The sequence below is a fragment of the Niastella koreensis GR20-10 genome (assembly GCF_000246855.1).
In the GTDB taxonomy this organism is placed as follows: domain Bacteria; phylum Bacteroidota; class Bacteroidia; order Chitinophagales; family Chitinophagaceae; genus Niastella; species Niastella koreensis.
The window spans coordinates 4,171,814-4,185,939 of the sequence record NC_016609.1; the positions used below are offsets into that span (position 1 = coordinate 4,171,814).

Annotated in this window: 18 protein-coding genes; 11 read left to right on the top strand and 7 right to left on the bottom strand. The window is 42.5% G+C overall.

Annotated elements, in window-relative coordinates:
* The first annotated feature begins 4 nt into the window (after positions 1–4).
* Genes NIAKO_RS16175 through NIAKO_RS16185 form a run of 3 tightly spaced genes read left to right on the top strand, consistent with a single transcriptional unit; the run spans position 5 to position 1,931 of the window.
* Positions 5–427, top strand: a complete 423-nt coding sequence (locus NIAKO_RS16175; protein ID WP_014219528.1) for an OB-fold protein — start codon at positions 5–7, stop codon at positions 425–427.
* A 55-nt stretch (positions 428–482) separates the two neighbouring features.
* Positions 483–1,037, top strand: a complete 555-nt coding sequence (locus tag NIAKO_RS16180; RefSeq protein ID WP_014219529.1) for a YceI family protein — start codon at positions 483–485, stop codon at positions 1,035–1,037.
* Positions 1,038–1,052: 15 nt separating this feature from the next.
* Positions 1,053–1,931, top strand: coding sequence for a DUF5777 family beta-barrel protein (locus NIAKO_RS16185; protein WP_014219530.1), 879 nt, complete (start codon positions 1,053–1,055; stop codon positions 1,929–1,931).
* Between the two features lie 12 nt (positions 1,932–1,943).
* Here NIAKO_RS16185 and NIAKO_RS16190 read toward each other — a convergent pair whose 3' ends face one another.
* Both NIAKO_RS16190 and NIAKO_RS16195 read right to left on the bottom strand, forming a co-directional pair.
* The gene (locus NIAKO_RS16190; RefSeq protein WP_014219531.1) at positions 1,944–3,137 is read right to left on the bottom strand and encodes a hypothetical protein; all 1,194 of its coding nucleotides are present in this window, start codon (positions 3,135–3,137) and stop codon (positions 1,944–1,946) included.
* A 166-nt stretch (positions 3,138–3,303) separates the two neighbouring features.
* Positions 3,304–3,795, bottom strand: coding sequence for a DUF2231 domain-containing protein (locus NIAKO_RS16195; RefSeq protein ID WP_014219532.1), 492 nt, complete (start codon positions 3,793–3,795; stop codon positions 3,304–3,306).
* Between the two features lie 219 nt (positions 3,796–4,014).
* Here NIAKO_RS16195 and NIAKO_RS16200 point away from each other — a divergent pair, with 219 nt between their 5' ends.
* The gene (locus NIAKO_RS16200; RefSeq protein WP_014219533.1) at positions 4,015–5,067 is read left to right on the top strand and encodes a cytochrome c peroxidase; all 1,053 of its coding nucleotides are present in this window, start codon (positions 4,015–4,017) and stop codon (positions 5,065–5,067) included.
* A gap of 2 nt (positions 5,068–5,069) precedes the next feature.
* Here the strand turns inward: NIAKO_RS16200 and NIAKO_RS38540 are convergent, their stop codons facing one another.
* Positions 5,070–5,246, bottom strand: a complete 177-nt coding sequence (locus NIAKO_RS38540; protein ID WP_155966914.1) for a hypothetical protein — start codon at positions 5,244–5,246, stop codon at positions 5,070–5,072.
* Between NIAKO_RS38540 and NIAKO_RS38545 the strand changes: the two genes are divergently transcribed.
* Together NIAKO_RS38545 and NIAKO_RS16215 are read left to right on the top strand one after the other, a co-directional pair.
* Positions 5,245–5,451, top strand: a complete 207-nt coding sequence (locus tag NIAKO_RS38545) for a hypothetical protein (protein ID WP_133055281.1) — start codon at positions 5,245–5,247, stop codon at positions 5,449–5,451. The genes NIAKO_RS38540 and NIAKO_RS38545 overlap by 2 nt on opposite strands.
* Positions 5,452–6,317: 866 nt before the next feature.
* Positions 6,318–6,725 carry a hypothetical protein gene (locus NIAKO_RS16215; protein WP_041346849.1) on the top strand — a complete coding sequence of 136 codons (408 nt, stop codon included), beginning with the start codon at positions 6,318–6,320 and terminating at the stop codon, positions 6,723–6,725.
* Between the two features lie 359 nt (positions 6,726–7,084).
* Here the strand turns inward: NIAKO_RS16215 and NIAKO_RS36850 are convergent, their stop codons facing one another.
* The 4 genes from NIAKO_RS36850 to NIAKO_RS16240 form a co-directional block, all read right to left on the bottom strand.
* On the bottom strand, positions 7,085–7,504 hold the full coding sequence (locus tag NIAKO_RS36850; RefSeq protein WP_014219536.1) for a hypothetical protein: 420 nt from the start codon (positions 7,502–7,504) through the stop codon (positions 7,085–7,087).
* Position 7,505: 1 nt separating this feature from the next.
* Complete coding sequence (locus NIAKO_RS16230; protein ID WP_133055282.1) at positions 7,506–7,727, bottom strand: hypothetical protein; 222 nt, start codon at positions 7,725–7,727, stop codon at positions 7,506–7,508.
* Between the two features lie 5 nt (positions 7,728–7,732).
* Entirely contained in the window at positions 7,733–7,945 is a 213-nt protein-coding gene (locus tag NIAKO_RS16235; RefSeq protein WP_041346855.1) for a hypothetical protein, read from the bottom strand.
* A 353-nt stretch (positions 7,946–8,298) separates the two neighbouring features.
* Positions 8,299–8,589, bottom strand: coding sequence for a helix-turn-helix domain-containing protein (locus NIAKO_RS16240; RefSeq protein WP_014219537.1), 291 nt, complete (start codon positions 8,587–8,589; stop codon positions 8,299–8,301).
* Between the two features lie 67 nt (positions 8,590–8,656).
* On the opposite strand from NIAKO_RS16240, the gene NIAKO_RS16245 reads away from it, so the two are divergent.
* From NIAKO_RS16245 to NIAKO_RS16260, 5 genes are all read left to right on the top strand, one after another.
* A complete protein-coding gene (locus tag NIAKO_RS16245) occupies positions 8,657–9,217 on the top strand; it encodes a hypothetical protein (protein WP_041346857.1) in 561 nt (186 codons plus the stop codon).
* A gap of 5 nt (positions 9,218–9,222) precedes the next feature.
* Positions 9,223–9,381: a helix-turn-helix domain-containing protein gene (locus NIAKO_RS38550; RefSeq protein WP_133055283.1), complete on the top strand. Its 159-nt coding sequence runs from the start codon at positions 9,223–9,225 to the stop codon at positions 9,379–9,381.
* A gap of 459 nt (positions 9,382–9,840) precedes the next feature.
* A complete protein-coding gene (locus NIAKO_RS36855) occupies positions 9,841–12,474 on the top strand; it encodes a T9SS type A sorting domain-containing protein (RefSeq protein ID WP_014219538.1) in 2,634 nt (877 codons plus the stop codon).
* Between the two features lie 227 nt (positions 12,475–12,701).
* Positions 12,702–13,484 carry a sensor histidine kinase gene (locus NIAKO_RS16255; protein WP_071884238.1) on the top strand — a complete coding sequence of 261 codons (783 nt, stop codon included), beginning with the start codon at positions 12,702–12,704 and terminating at the stop codon, positions 13,482–13,484.
* Positions 13,485–13,536: 52 nt separating this feature from the next.
* Positions 13,537–13,746: a response regulator transcription factor gene (locus tag NIAKO_RS16260; RefSeq protein ID WP_133055284.1), complete on the top strand. Its 210-nt coding sequence runs from the start codon at positions 13,537–13,539 to the stop codon at positions 13,744–13,746.
* The last annotated feature ends 380 nt before the right edge of the window (positions 13,747–14,126 follow it).

Genomic DNA, 14,126 nt, shown 5'->3' on the forward strand with positions numbered 1-14,126 from the left:
TTATATGCGCACTTGGAAAAAAATAATGATCATAAGCATAGCCATGCTTATTGCCGCTGTTTCCTATGGCTGGTACCTGTATAATAAAAAGCCGGCCGACACCAGAACGCAAACGGCTGCTATGGAAACCAGCGCCGTTGAACTGGTAAAACACTTTCAACAGGATGAAGCAGCGGCCGGCAGGCAGTTCGTTGATAAGCTCATAATCGTTTCCGGCAACATCTCCAATACGCAGATAGATCCCGACGGCCATGCCACCGTACTGCTGGATACGGGCGATCCGTTTGCTGCGGTGATCTGCAGCTTCTACAATGACGAAGTGGAAGGTGTGAAGAAAATACCCGCCGGTTCGCGGGTTAAAATAAAAGGTATTTGTACAGGCATACTAACGGATGTGATCCTGAATAAATGTACACTGCTTAAATAACCCATTGTTCCCGGTGACACGCATACCATACTCAATCTTTAAAAACCAGCATACCATGACATTGAAAAAGCTTGTTTTGATACTACTTTTCCTTTCACTTAATTTTTTCTTGTATTCACAACAGCGATACTTTACCAGGAACGGCACCATCTCATTTGCCGCAGGTTCGGGTGAAGATATTGATGGAATAAACAAAACCACTACAAGCGTTTTGGACGCCGCAACGGGCCAGATTGAATTTTCCGTACTGGTAAAAGGTTTTGAATTCAAAAGAGCTTTGATGCAGGAGCATTTCAATGAAAATTATATGGAAAGCGACAAATATCCCAAATCAGTATTTAAAGGGAAGATCACGAATATTGATAAAATAAATTTTCAAAAAGACGGCTTGTACCCGGTTCTTGTAAAAGGAGTGCTGGACATGCATGGACTGAAAAAAGACGTGGAAGCTAATGGCACCTTTAAGGTCACAGGCGGAACGGTTAATTCCATTGCAGAATTTGTGGTGTTGCTGTCGGATTATAATATAACCATTCCCTCCCTGGTCAAAGACAAGGTATCCAAAACCGTTACTATAAAAGTAAACTGTAATTATAGTCCCCTTAAATAAAACAGCTTTGCATACATGAAGAAAATAATGACCGGTTTATTATGTACAATGCTATATTGCAGCAGCATCGGGCAGGACCTGTTGTCTCTCGTTGATAAAAACGAACCCCAAAAGAAAGAACATGTTATCCATGCCTTTAAATCATCGCGGGTATTAAACGGGCATTCTATAGAGTTTATTGGCAAAGGAGAACTGGATGTGCGTATCCTCCACCGCTTTGGGGAAATAAATTCAGGACCGAATAACCTGTTTGGCCTTGACCAGGCAAACATGCGTTTAGGGTTTGATTACGGCCTGCTGAACAGCCTTACAATAGGCGTAGGCCGCAGTAATTCGGGAAAAGAGCTGGATGGTTTTATCAAATTCCGGCCCGTATGGCAATCTACCGGCCCGGGGTCATTCCCCGTATCAATTGTACTGGTTTCCGGTATCACTGCTCAAACACAACCGTGGTCAGACACTGCCAATAAAAATTATTTAAGCAACAGACTGGCATTTTACAATGAGATCATTATTGGCCGTAAATTCAGCGAACATTTCAGCCTGCAGGTATCCCCTGTTTTTGTTCATCGTAACCTCGTAGCGTTGGCCAGTGATGAAAATGATGTATATGCCATAGGGATTGGCGCAAGAATGAAATTGTCGAAACGGATAGCCCTTGTTGCTGATTATCATTATATCGCGAAAGGGTTGAACAAACAGGTGTACAAAGACCCATTCTCCGTAGGCTTCGATATTGAAACGGGCGGGCACGTGTTTCAATTACTTTTTACCAATGCTACAGGCATGAATGAAAAGGCATTTATCACCAATACCACCAGCAATTGGGGCAAAGGAAGCATTCGTTTTGGTTTCAATTTGTCGAGAATATTTACAGTAGGTAAAAAACATTGATGAGGATCAGATTCATTTCCCATATATGTAGTAGAAGGTAATGCGATATACCAGGTCATAGTCCCGCCTTTCTGCGCCGGTAACACTATGCCTTTGACTGGTATACCCGTTATACCAGATATTAGGCATGAAATGAACATTTTTCACTGGTGTAAAATCCACACCGGCTGTACAAAAGGTTTCTTTATTATTAGGCTCGAAAGTGGAAGTAATTCCCTTATAGTCTTCGTATGCCTGTTCGTTATAGTTCACATCAGGATTGAATAAGTCGGTTCGGGCAAAAAAGGATAGCTTATCTTTTATTATATTTCCCCTTACAAAAAGAGATATTCCCCGCGATCTGGCTGAAATGGTGTCATTAACAATACCATGAACGCCAATCTCATCTTGCCGGCCATAACTAAAAAATGCTTCTGCACCGGCAGTAATACCAGGCGTTACATAGCTGGCAAATCCTTTAAGAATGTTTCGGGCATGGTGAAACCCTGGTGTCCAGTTCATTCGTTGATAATCGGCGTAGAACTGTAAAATAAGTTTCTTATTCAGCAGTTTGGCATATACATCGGCAGCCAGCCACTTGAATTTATCGTTTTCGGGTCTTGCACCAGTGCCATTACTGATCATAAGGTCGTAACCGAAATTTCCTTTTGAAGGATCGAATTTGCCCTGAAGGGCAGCGCCCAGGTCAAAAGACGGGATCCGGCGGATATCGGTAATAGTTCGCTCAATGGAACGATAGCCCCAGATCGGTTCGGCGAGTAAAGTGAATGCAGGGGTAGCCATTTGCCCAACTACCAGGTCGGTGCCTTTCCAGATATTTTTCCAGCGCAGGTTGGCTAATTTTATATATACTGAAAGCTTATTGTCTGCCAACAGATCACCGGTAGGCTGAAGCGTACGGGTTACTGTATTATCTTCTGCAGCCAATAAGAATTCTGCCGAAAACTTTGGATGGATTTCATAATTATAACCCAGGTAAATTCGCCGGAATTGAAAAGCATTGCGGCCCTGTTCTATGTTGGAATACTGATTGACACCCCGGTTTAAGGAGTCGGAATGCCCCTTGTAATAATAATCGGCAAAAGCATATCCCCACAATTTACCGGTTGGTTTAAAGCTGGTATCAGGTTGTTGCTGGTTCTGCTGCCGGGCTTTGGCTGAACAGGCAATAAAAACAAATACGGTTACAAGCGGTCCGATTCTCATTGCGATTCCGCAGATAATTTAATCTTAAATAAATGTTTGGTAATCAGGCTTTAAAAGCCAGGGAATAAGTGTTTAAATCCGGGGCAAGATAGGTCATTCCTGAAAACAAAGATCAAAAAAGGTAATAATTTGATAATATTATGGTAACATTGGCGGCGATGGCCGCTTAATCATCATCTTTTTGTCTGGCTTCGCCTGTTCTATTATTTTGAAGGGTGCCATTAGATATCTCTGTATGCCTGATCTGACCGCCCAGATAACCCGTTCTGGCAGCCAGCCCAAAACTGATAAGTGAAAGAATAAAAATGATCATAGATATATAACGTACCAATGAGGTTTTATAGCGGGTTATCACAAAAGCTATAACAGACATAATACCTAACACAATAAAGCTTATCAACGCATACACAGCAGCATCTTCATGCTGATCGATCAGGTTCTTGGAAACCCCCTGTATTTTTTCAACTGTATCTTCCGCACCTTCACCTGTGGCATAAGCGATTGATGCTCCGATAGCCGAAATAATAAACAGGAAGTAAGCCGCATTTTTAGTTTGATCACTGTTTGCCCAAAGTCCGTAACCTAGTACAAGAGCGCCCAGAATTGAGCCAAAAACAGGAAGGTGAGTTATTAATAAATGCAAATGTACCTGGCTCATATCAATAATTTTAAGATTAGCGAATTATTGCGACCAGCAGAGTTGTTATCTTCAAAAGCTTATAGGTAAAAATTACAAATTTTGATAAAAACGTCAGCTCGCAAATCTCATTCAGATGTATGATTAAGGTCATTGCGCATTTGGCCGGTAATCAGGAACTTGGTTTTGTTTGCGCAGCCCCGTTCAGTTTGTTGATTAACTTTTTTAATTGTATAGGTTATGAAAAGAACATTATTGGGCTTTTTCGCAATTGTGCTGATTTTTTCTTGCAAACAAAACAGCAGGGATCAAAAGCCTGCGTTAACCAAACAGTCGGAAGATTCGCTCATTCAACTGGCACAAAAAACGTTCAAAATACTGCCAGTTACCGCAGAAAGCAAGACCAATCCATTGACCCCAGAAAAAATTAAGCTTGGTAAGATATTGTTTTTCGACGTCAGGCTTTCAAAATCAGGTAACAACAGTTGTAACTCCTGCCATAACCTGGAAACGTACGGTGTAGATAATGAGGCCACTTCTGTAGGCGATGCCGGTAAGCATGGTGGAAGAAATTCACCTACGGTTTATAATGCAGCTTTACAGAACATGCAGTTTTGGGACGGCCGGGCTGTGGATGTAGAGGAACAGGCCGGTATGCCCATTTTAAATCCGGTTGAAATGGCCATTCCTCACAAAGGTTTTTTGATAAACAGGTTAAGCGCAATTAAATTATACCAGGACCTTTTCAAGGATGCATTTCCCGGCGAAAAAAAACCAATTACATACGAGAACCTTCAAAAAGCGATTGGCGCCTTTGAGCGTACACTTCTAACTCCATCCCGCTTTGATAAATACATGGCAGGCGATACGAATGCTATCACAATGGAAGAAAAATCGGGGCTGAGGGTTTTCGTGCAATCGGGATGCACCGGTTGCCATAACGGTGTTGGGGTTGGCGGCGGAACTTTACAAAAATTCGGCCTGGTAACCGATTACCGCACGCTAACCAATAGCCAAATGAGTGATGAAGGGAAAAAGCAGGTAACCCATAAAGAACAGGATAAGGACGTGTTTAAAGTACCCGAGTTGCGCAACGTTGAAGGAACACACCCCTATTTTCACGATGGAAGTATCGCCAGGCTTGATACGGCGGTAAAGATCATGGGTAAGGCCCAGCTAAACAAGGACCTCTCAGCTACTGAGATAAAGCAGGTGGTGGCTTTTTTAAATGCATTATCAGGCCAGATCAATCCTGCCTATAAAACTTTCCCGGAAGAGTTGAACAGGCATTGATGCTAAAAATTCCATTTCAATCGTATAAATACCTGGTGGGTTGTTGCCTGAAATCTGTTGGCCAGCTCTAAAAAGAAAGATTGCCATACAAGATCTGCGTCAAGATTGGAGAGCAGGTTATATTTAAAGGATGGATAAACGATAAACAGGTTAACCTGGGGCGAATAAACCAGTGTCATGTTACCGCTGAACAAGGGCGTAAATTCTTTTGACAAGGAAGTTAAAAAACTCCACTTTGCCGGCATGAGGTTTACAGGAGAAAAAGTGAAATTTAATTTAGACCAGTCGCTACCGGGTTCAGACAAACCACTTGAAGTATGTAATACAGCGGCGCTCAACTGCCAGGCTTTCTTAAAACATCGCTTAACTCCAATGAATAGTTGAATATATTTACCGAATCCTTTTCTCCAATAAAAGCCTGACCTTCCCCTTTATACCCTATATTTCCAAGGTTGCCCGCCCAGCCAAAACCTGCCGTAAATTTATTTTGATACACACCTGCCAGTACCTGCAGGTGTACCCCCACTTGTTAATAAAATATCGTACGGCGCTAATGTATTTATTATTTTTTTGAATACTGAAGGCCACTTCTACATTTGACAGATCATTAAACAGGTATTGAAATTTTGCAGCATCCGCACCGGGCCTTTCTTCATAGTCGAAATTAAGAAAGTTATAAGTATTGAAAATGTCGTTGGGGTACTTACATGACCCTGGTTTACCGGCGGCCTTTTCCCTAACGCTCACCACACAGGCTTTTGACCTATGCAGCTTAGGATTGTTTGGTGGCTACTCTTGCCAGTCGCCACCGGAGGGCCTGCCTCCATCTTTGTTACAGCATTCTAAGCGGCATCAGCGTTGCTCAGATTCTGGACACATCCTGTTCATTGGTACTCACTCTAATGTACAAATCTGCAATCTTCATCCGCTTACTTTTGTAGATAATTTGGAATAGCTATGTTCGCTAATTTCCGAATAATATTTAATATGGCTGTGGCTTGTTCAAGGGTAACTATAGTTCCGCGTTGGCGTAGCATTTCCTGTACCTTTTGCGGTGTTAACTTATCCATCTTACCTCCCTCATTTTTTCGTTTTCACTATCCTGTAAGACAACCCCAATACTAATATACTAATGTTTTGATGAATATTTGTATTACCAAAACCATTTTGTGTTAAATTGCGTTGATTTGTATCACAAATTTTTTGCTAACATGCTTACATTCATCAAGTACAGTTAAGTGAAGTAAACAATGGAAAAGGAATACCGGGTAACATATAAAACGTATTACAATGACCGCCTTAAACAGACCAACTTTCATGGTAAGTTGATGTATCCCTTATACGTGCAGGTGACTTTTGACAGAAAAAGCATCTTTTTCAAGAGCTTCTTCTTTGATTTGTTTTCAAAGCCTAAATATGCTGCCCGAATTGCTGGCGAGGTTTTCGGCCCTGATGTAAAAGACATTATAAAAAAGGAAGAATCACTGGTTGAGTTCATTATTGATAAGGACCGGGACAATTTTTCTTTAGACTTATTCAAAATAGAATATGCTTATTATGGCCGGGATCTGCCGGATATGATGGAACCAGGGTTTCTGGAATACCTGTACACTTTTTTGCATGATGAGGGGCTGCCCTATTTGGCTGAAAGATTTTAAAAGGTGCTTGAATCCGAAGTTGTATCAAAAGCTGTGGTACAATTCGTTTTATTATAGTCCCCCCTATTTGATGCTTTGTGTATTTAATGAGAAACCGCAGCAGATGTTGTTGAAGGTGTTTACGGTGATGGATTGGGAGCAGTTAGGCACAAAGGGAAATTTTTTTGATTTTTTAAAAAAGTACTATCCGAATAGCAATGTAGACGAAATATTAAAAGCAATCAATAAGTATGTTACAAATAAAAATTAATTATACCATTTTCATTCGAAGTTCTAACAATAAGAGGTGCTGTTCACTTAACTTCTTAATTATGTGTTCTCCCGATCTAGCGAGAGTGCCCTTTTCATTTTAAGTCATTTTAGCTGCCATTACTTATAAATGGAGGCAAATTAAAGACATATTTATTTTTTTCTTTATCATATTCAACTTGAATGGGATCAATTTCAAAGTTATAATACTTAGCCAACCATTCGCGAGTAGCACAAAACAAGCCCTCCTCCTGAAAGTCGGCATAATTAAAATCTAAATGCTTTAAATCATAGCACACTATTACCCCACCTACATTTTTATAAATTTCGTTGATTAAAGTACTAAATGCACCTCCGACCCATTTTATAATTTTCTCCCGAACTATTTTTTTTGTATCAGTTATTCTTAAGTAAATCCCGGCTGCTATCTGTATGTCCGAACTAGATACAACTGGGTTTAATACTTCTTCCATATCCATAAAAACAACAATACCCCAACTAGACTTTAAAACTGAATATTTATGCAACATATCAATTTATAATTTTCATTTTAAATAATTGGAAAGCTTGTTTACTAAAATAATGCTCCACCCCCATACTAGTCATTCTTTGAACATAATTAAATCCGTGAGGGGTTCCTTGACCATATAACGAACTATGAGTCTCCAACCACTTATTTGCAATTTCATCATCCGCAGAAACCGCAAAACCGTTTAAACTTTTCAATTGAGACTTAGTAATTGAAAATTCCATAATCTTCAAAGATAGTTGCCATTCAATTTATCAAACAGCTGTACATCGCCATATACCCGGTAAATATCTTTAGCAGCAGCAATATCAGCCAGGTATTTATCACAGATGTTTTGATATAACAGAAATGGATCTACTTGTTTTGAAGTTACCTGTTCAAATTCCTGGGCAGTGAGTTTAGTTGAATCAAATAACCGCCCATGGCAGGTAAACCAGCACAATGTATTTGATGCTTGATTTAATACAGCTATATTAATAAACCCGGAGACACCAGTTCTACCATAAATCTAATAACCGCTTTTGGAGGCGAGGGCACTTTTTAAAATCTGGTTTACCCTGTTATCTTGCTGTACATTAGTTTGAGTGAAAGAAAAAAGACACAGAATTGAAAAAGAAATAAGCAGTAATAGCCTTTTCATAGTAAGGGGTTATTAAAAAGGCAAATTAACAACAATTACCTTGCTTAACTCGAATTGTTGCCATTTAGTAATTCACGGGAAAAACTCAGGTTGATAAGTTGTGAAATAGTAAAGTTTTTTACTTGAGTTTTCTTAGCTAGAGCTTTTCGGAATGCCTACTCCTTCTTTTTAGCTGTCCTATTTACCTGCACGCTACCTTTTTCCTTCTTAGATATTGATGTTTCAAAATGAAATAATTCAACCATTTCAACATCCAGGACTTCTGCAAGCTTAGCAATTGTTATAAACTCAATATTTGTCTTGCCGTTCTCAATCCTGCTGATATCACCATTATTAATACCTGTAGCAACCTCAATATCTAACTGGGTCTTACCCTTTTCTTTTCTTACTTGTTTAAAACGCTTGCCGAATTGCTCTAACAGTTGAGTGTACTTTTGACTATCCATTTGCTTAGTTATACTGTGGATACTGGCAACTGAAATTACCCCCAAAAAAGACCTGGTATCGCGGGCCATGTACGATGCTACTACTAAAGCCGACTATTATTTACTTTCCTTTTCCGTGTTTGAATATCGTTTTCGTTTAAACCAAACTGGCAACGCTGCTACCCTCTTCAGCACTACCTGCACATTTTTTAAGCCCCGCACAGAGGTGGTGACTTTTTTTTACACCGGCAGTACCGGGCGTTTCTATAATATTGCATTTACCCGAAGCTGGGTAGAAAAGAACCTATTGTTTTCTTCAGCGGCTGAAAAAGAAAAAGTGTTGCAGTTTTTGAATAACGAAACCAGCTTTCTAAACTGGATAGATATTGTACCAGATGCCGAGGCGCTTTCCGCGGCCATTTTGCAGCAACTGCAGAGGGAAGAAACACCTGGCAACAACAGGCAATGGTTTGTTGACACCCTGCACCACACTATTGGTCATTTTTTTCATACTGCATTTGCCGACAGGCGCCTGGAGAATTATTCATCGCTGAATAATAAAGATTATGCAAAAGTAGCGCTGGTAAAAAAGCGAATGCTCGACAACTTGCAGAAACCCTTCGCCGGAGTCGATGCCATGCTAAAATAGCCGACATGCCGGCTACTAAACTGAAGGCAATATTCAAATCGATCTTTGGCTTTTCCGTGCTTCAGTACCATAAAGAAAAGAACCTGTTATTTGCCCGTCAGCTGGTGCAGCGCTCACCGGTACAAATTAAAAAAGTGGCGGCTATTGCCGGTATCAAACAGTAAACAAATTTTCGGCAGCGTATAAAAAGCGATTTGGATCATTACCCACGGCGGACAGACGAGCGAACATTTATTGATGGCGCAAAAAATATGTCCGATTGGACTATTGAAATACATTTATATACAGTGCATGTTTCTATTTAAGGAATTATCTTGGGCCGGAATCTCAGATTCCCTAAACCCCGCTTCGACTTTATTCAGCCTTGCTACTCTTAAAGGAGACTGAATAAAGGCGAATGCTTTATGTAACTTTATGAAAGTACCCCCATCTTCACTTTGTTTCGTGTTCTATCACTTCATTTGCAAACTGTCGATCAGATCTTGTGTGCCTTTCTCACTTGTTTTTATTCATAAGAACCATATTGCAATAAAAGCCTGATTGGTGATTCGATTACAGCGATCACTTTCCCTTTACATTTTCCCTAAACAATACATTTCTTATATCCCTTTAACCCCAACCAAATGCGAAATTTGTACATTTTTCTTTTTTTCTTTATTCTGAGTACGGCTTACCGGGCCAGTGCTCAAACGCCTATTTCCGGTTTTTATGTAGCCAATAACACGGTTAGAACCATTGTTCAAAGCGGAAACACCATTTATATTGGGGGCGATTTTACGGCTGTGGGGCCAAACCTGCATAATGGCGCTTCGCTCGATGCCACTACCGGGTATGGAGACCCCTCTTTTGCCCTGCCCAATGGAATTGTTTATGCTGCGGTGCCGGATGGAAGCGGCGGCTGGTATATCGGTGGCAATTTTACAAGAGTAGGCAATTTTACAAGAAATTATATTGCCCGTATCAATGCAGATGGGTCTGTGAATACGTGGGACCCTAATGCAAACGGTATGGTGCAGACTATAGCCGTAGTAGGTTCTACTATATATGCCGGCGGATACTTTAATGCCATCGGCGCACAGAACAGGAACTATATTGCGGCCCTCGATGCTACCACTGGCCTGGCCACTGCCTGGAATCCCAATGCAAGTGATCCAGTACTTGCTTTAGCCATAAACGGCTCTACCCTATTTGCCGGCGGAATATTTACTACTATCGGCGCACAAGCCAGGAACTTTATTGCAGCCCTCGATGTTTCTACTGGTCTTGCCACTACCTGGAACCCCAACCCCGATAATACAGTAAATACCATAGCCCTGGACGGTTCTACCGTGTATGCAGGAGGAAGCTTTACCAGTATCGACGGACAAACCAGGAATTATATTGCAGCCCTCGATGCCACTACTGCCCTTGCCACTGCCTGGGACCCTAATGCAACTGCTTCAGTAGTTGCATTGGCCATAAACGGTTCTACCGTATATGCCGGCGGAACTTTCACTAACATCGGCGGTCAGTCCAGGAACCGCATTGCAGCCCTCGACGCCACAACTGGCCTTGCCACTACCTGGAATCCCAATTCCAATGGTGCAATAATTACCGTAGCCCTGGACGGTTCTACCGTGTATGCAGGAGGAACTTTTACGAATATCGGCGGACAAAGCAGGAACTATATTGCGGCCCTCGATGCTATTACCGGCCTTGCCACTGCCTTTGATCCCAATGCAAATAATAGAATATATTCTATAGGGGTAAACGGCTCTACCGTGTATGCTGGCGGAAATTTTAGCAATATCGGTGGGCAGCCAAGAAGCCGTATTGCAGCCCTCGATGCCACTACCGGCCAGCTTACTGCCTGGAATCCCAATGCAAGTAGCACAGTAAATACTATAGTTGTAGACGGTACTACCGTGTATGCAGGCGGAAACTTTACTACTATCGGCGGACAAACCCGAAACAGTATTGCAGCCCTGGATGCCACTACCGGTCTTGCCACTGCATGGGATCCCAATTCCAGTGGAATAGTAAATACCATAGCCGTAAACAGTTCTATCGTGTATGCAGGCGGATCATTTACTACTATCGGCGGACAAACCCGAAACCGTATTGCAACCCTCGATGCCACTACCGGCCTTGCCACTGCCTGGAATCCCAATGCAAATAATTCAATAAATACTATAGTTGTAGACGGTTCTACCGTATATGCAGGAGGAGGCTTTACCACTATCGGCGGACAAACCCGAAACCGTATTGCAGCCCTCGATGCTACTACCGGCCTTGCCACTGCCTGGAATCCCAATTCCAATTCTACAATAGCTACCATTTCCGTAAACAGCTCTATCGTATATGCAGGAGGAGGCTTTACCACTATCGGCGGACAAACCCGAAACCGTATTGCAGCCCTCGATGCTACTACCGGCCTTGCCACTGCCTGGAATCCCAATTCCAATTCTACAATAGCTACCATTTCCGTAAACGGCTCTACCGTGTATGCAGGCGGAAATTTTACTACTATCGGCGGACAATCAAGTCTCCGAATTGCAGCTATTGACGCCACTACCGGCCTTACCACTACCTGGAATTCTAATGCAAGTTCTACAATATTTGCTATAGCGGTAAACGGTTCTACCGTGTATGCAGGCGGAGCGTTTTCTATAATCGGAGGAGTGATAAATCCCAATTTTGCGGCTCTGCCCATCTTTACATTGCCGCTTCGCTTTCTTTCTTTTACAGCTACTGCGCAGGGTTCTGTTACCAGCAAAGTAATTTGCAACTGGACAACCGCCGAAGAGCAGAACACGGCGTATTTTATTGTTGAAAGAAGTGCAGATGGGAACAGCTTTTCAAGCATTGGCACAGTGACTGCAACTGATATCTCGTCATTTAGTCAACATTATTCATTTACCGATAACAATCCGCCGGCAACAACAAGTTGGTACCGTATAAAGCAGATTGACCGGGATGGAAAGGCCACTTATTCGAAGACGATAACCGTTTCTTCTGTAGCCAGTGTCGCTACCCTTCGCCTGTTGCCTAATCCTGTACAGCAGGATGCAACGTTGATCATTAAGCTGGCGGAAAAAGATTATGTGCGTTATACTATTTTTGATCAAAGTGGAAAAAGGGTCGCGGCATCTTTCCTCCATCTCGATAAAGGGAACAATAGCATCAGCATGTCCCTGCAACCGCTTGCAAAAGGCATCTATACTATACGGGTAAACGGAACAAAAACGAACACCTGGTTACAGTTTGTAAAACAATAGAACAATATCCCTTTTTTTATTTCATAATCAACGACTTAAACTTATATATAGCGCCCAATTCCCTCCGCAACTGGTTTGAAGAAATTACAATCCGGTTCGGAGGTTCGGTTTAAATACCCTGTTGGCGCTATACTTAGGGTATCTACCTTCTTTTTTCGCCCGACGCATTCCGTGAAAGGTATTTAATGCCCGGCGGTCATTTTCTACTTCTGGGGCAGCCAGATAAAATGCCAGCAACGAACTACCCAACTGCGGGTACTGGGCGGCGGACTGGTAGCGTTGCTGCTGCTCTCTCTTTTGACCATACGGTTGTACCGGCAGCGTCAGAAATTAAACCGCCAGGCGGTTTTGTCGTTGCAGCAGCAGGAAGTAACCTTACTAAAAGCAGTGCTGGAAGGACAGCAGCAGGAAAGGACCGTATTGCCCGTGACATGCACGATGATATGGGTTCTGGTTTAACCACCATTCTGTATCTCTGCCAGGACCTGGACCGCTCGCTAGCGCCTTCAAGCGACACGGTGCCTGCGAAAATAGCCGCCACCGCGCGGTCGCTCACCACTAAAATGAATGAGATCATCTGGTCGATGAACCAGCAGTACGATACCATGGAGGACCTGGTGGCGTATATCCGTCACCATGCCGGTGAATTGCTGGACAGCTCGCCGCTGAATTATGTCACCTTTGTACCTGAATCGATTCCTGCCATCCGGCTTTCGGGCAAAGCACGTCGCAATATTTACCTCGTGGTCAAAGAAGCCCTGCATAACGCACTGAAACATGCCCGGGCCACCCATATTCAGATTGACATTCAGGTAAACAGTCATTTAATTATTCGGGTAAAGGACAATGGCCAGGGGATGGTTGCCGGTACCGAACGCCGGTTTAGCAATGGCTTGCAAAATATGCAGGCAAGAATGGATTTCATAGGCGCAGCGCTGGACATACAAACTGCAGAAGGCACCTTGGTGATGATTACAGTTCCTTTAGCCGCTAATGACATGCTCACCTGACCTATAACTTTTGTTCTATTGTTATCCCGCCGAGCGGGCTTATTTTTATAGTATGCAATCCATTAGTATCAGCATTATAGAAGATAATACAGCCGTTCGCAAAGGCCTGGAACGCATTATCCAGGAAACGGACGGATTTCCCCTTCTTTCCTCCTATGAGAATGCAGAGGATGCCATCAGGGAACTGCCCGCTATTCAGCCCGATATAGTGATCATGGACATTCAGTTACCCGGTGCCAGTGGGATTGACTGTGTACGGTAGTTGAAAGCCGCATTTCCCCATATGCAGTTCATGATGTTTACCATTTATGAAGACAGTGAGCAGGTTTTTGAGGCATTGAGTGCGGGCGCTACCCCAATAAGTTAAGTTTTTTTGATCAAGTCCAACAGAGCACTGTAAGGGATAGCTGCATCTGCAAAACATGTATCGCATAGGGCGTGGCTGAGAATAGATCTGCAGATGATTCATAACGGCTTGGGCCAACATCTTGTGAGCAACACCGGCTGTGCTAATTAAGGTAGTTTATTTAAAAGCCATGGGTTAGTACTCTTTTCCAATTAAATTCTGTTGGTAGCTTACAGAAAAAAATCTATTTTGTTGCCGAAATGGAGCATTACGACTGCAAACTTCCAATGTCTCAA

Coding starts and splice junctions, on each gene's coding strand:
- NIAKO_RS16175 (WP_014219528.1), top strand. CDS start 5: ATGCGCACTTGGAAAAAAATAATGATCATAAGCATAGCCATGCTTATT.
- NIAKO_RS16180 (WP_014219529.1), top strand. CDS start 483: ATGACATTGAAAAAGCTTGTTTTGATACTACTTTTCCTTTCACTTAAT.
- NIAKO_RS16185 (WP_014219530.1), top strand. CDS start 1,053: ATGAAGAAAATAATGACCGGTTTATTATGTACAATGCTATATTGCAGC.
- NIAKO_RS16190 (WP_014219531.1), bottom strand. CDS start 3,137: ATGAGAATCGGACCGCTTGTAACCGTATTTGTTTTTATTGCCTGTTCA.
- NIAKO_RS16195 (WP_014219532.1), bottom strand. CDS start 3,795: ATGAGCCAGGTACATTTGCATTTATTAATAACTCACCTTCCTGTTTTT.
- NIAKO_RS16200 (WP_014219533.1), top strand. CDS start 4,015: ATGAAAAGAACATTATTGGGCTTTTTCGCAATTGTGCTGATTTTTTCT.
- NIAKO_RS38545 (WP_133055281.1), top strand. CDS start 5,245: ATGTTACCGCTGAACAAGGGCGTAAATTCTTTTGACAAGGAAGTTAAA.
- NIAKO_RS38540 (WP_155966914.1), bottom strand. CDS start 5,246: ATGACACTGGTTTATTCGCCCCAGGTTAACCTGTTTATCGTTTATCCA.
- NIAKO_RS16215 (WP_041346849.1), top strand. CDS start 6,318: ATGGAAAAGGAATACCGGGTAACATATAAAACGTATTACAATGACCGC.
- NIAKO_RS36850 (WP_014219536.1), bottom strand. CDS start 7,504: ATGTTGCATAAATATTCAGTTTTAAAGTCTAGTTGGGGTATTGTTGTT.
- NIAKO_RS16230 (WP_133055282.1), bottom strand. CDS start 7,727: ATGGAATTTTCAATTACTAAGTCTCAATTGAAAAGTTTAAACGGTTTT.
- NIAKO_RS16240 (WP_014219537.1), bottom strand. CDS start 8,589: ATGGATAGTCAAAAGTACACTCAACTGTTAGAGCAATTCGGCAAGCGT.
- NIAKO_RS16245 (WP_041346857.1), top strand. CDS start 8,657: ATGTACGATGCTACTACTAAAGCCGACTATTATTTACTTTCCTTTTCC.
- NIAKO_RS38550 (WP_133055283.1), top strand. CDS start 9,223: ATGCCGGCTACTAAACTGAAGGCAATATTCAAATCGATCTTTGGCTTT.
- NIAKO_RS36855 (WP_014219538.1), top strand. CDS start 9,841: ATGCGAAATTTGTACATTTTTCTTTTTTTCTTTATTCTGAGTACGGCT.
- NIAKO_RS16255 (WP_071884238.1), top strand. CDS start 12,702: ATGCCAGCAACGAACTACCCAACTGCGGGTACTGGGCGGCGGACTGGT.
- NIAKO_RS16260 (WP_133055284.1), top strand. CDS start 13,537: ATGCAATCCATTAGTATCAGCATTATAGAAGATAATACAGCCGTTCGC.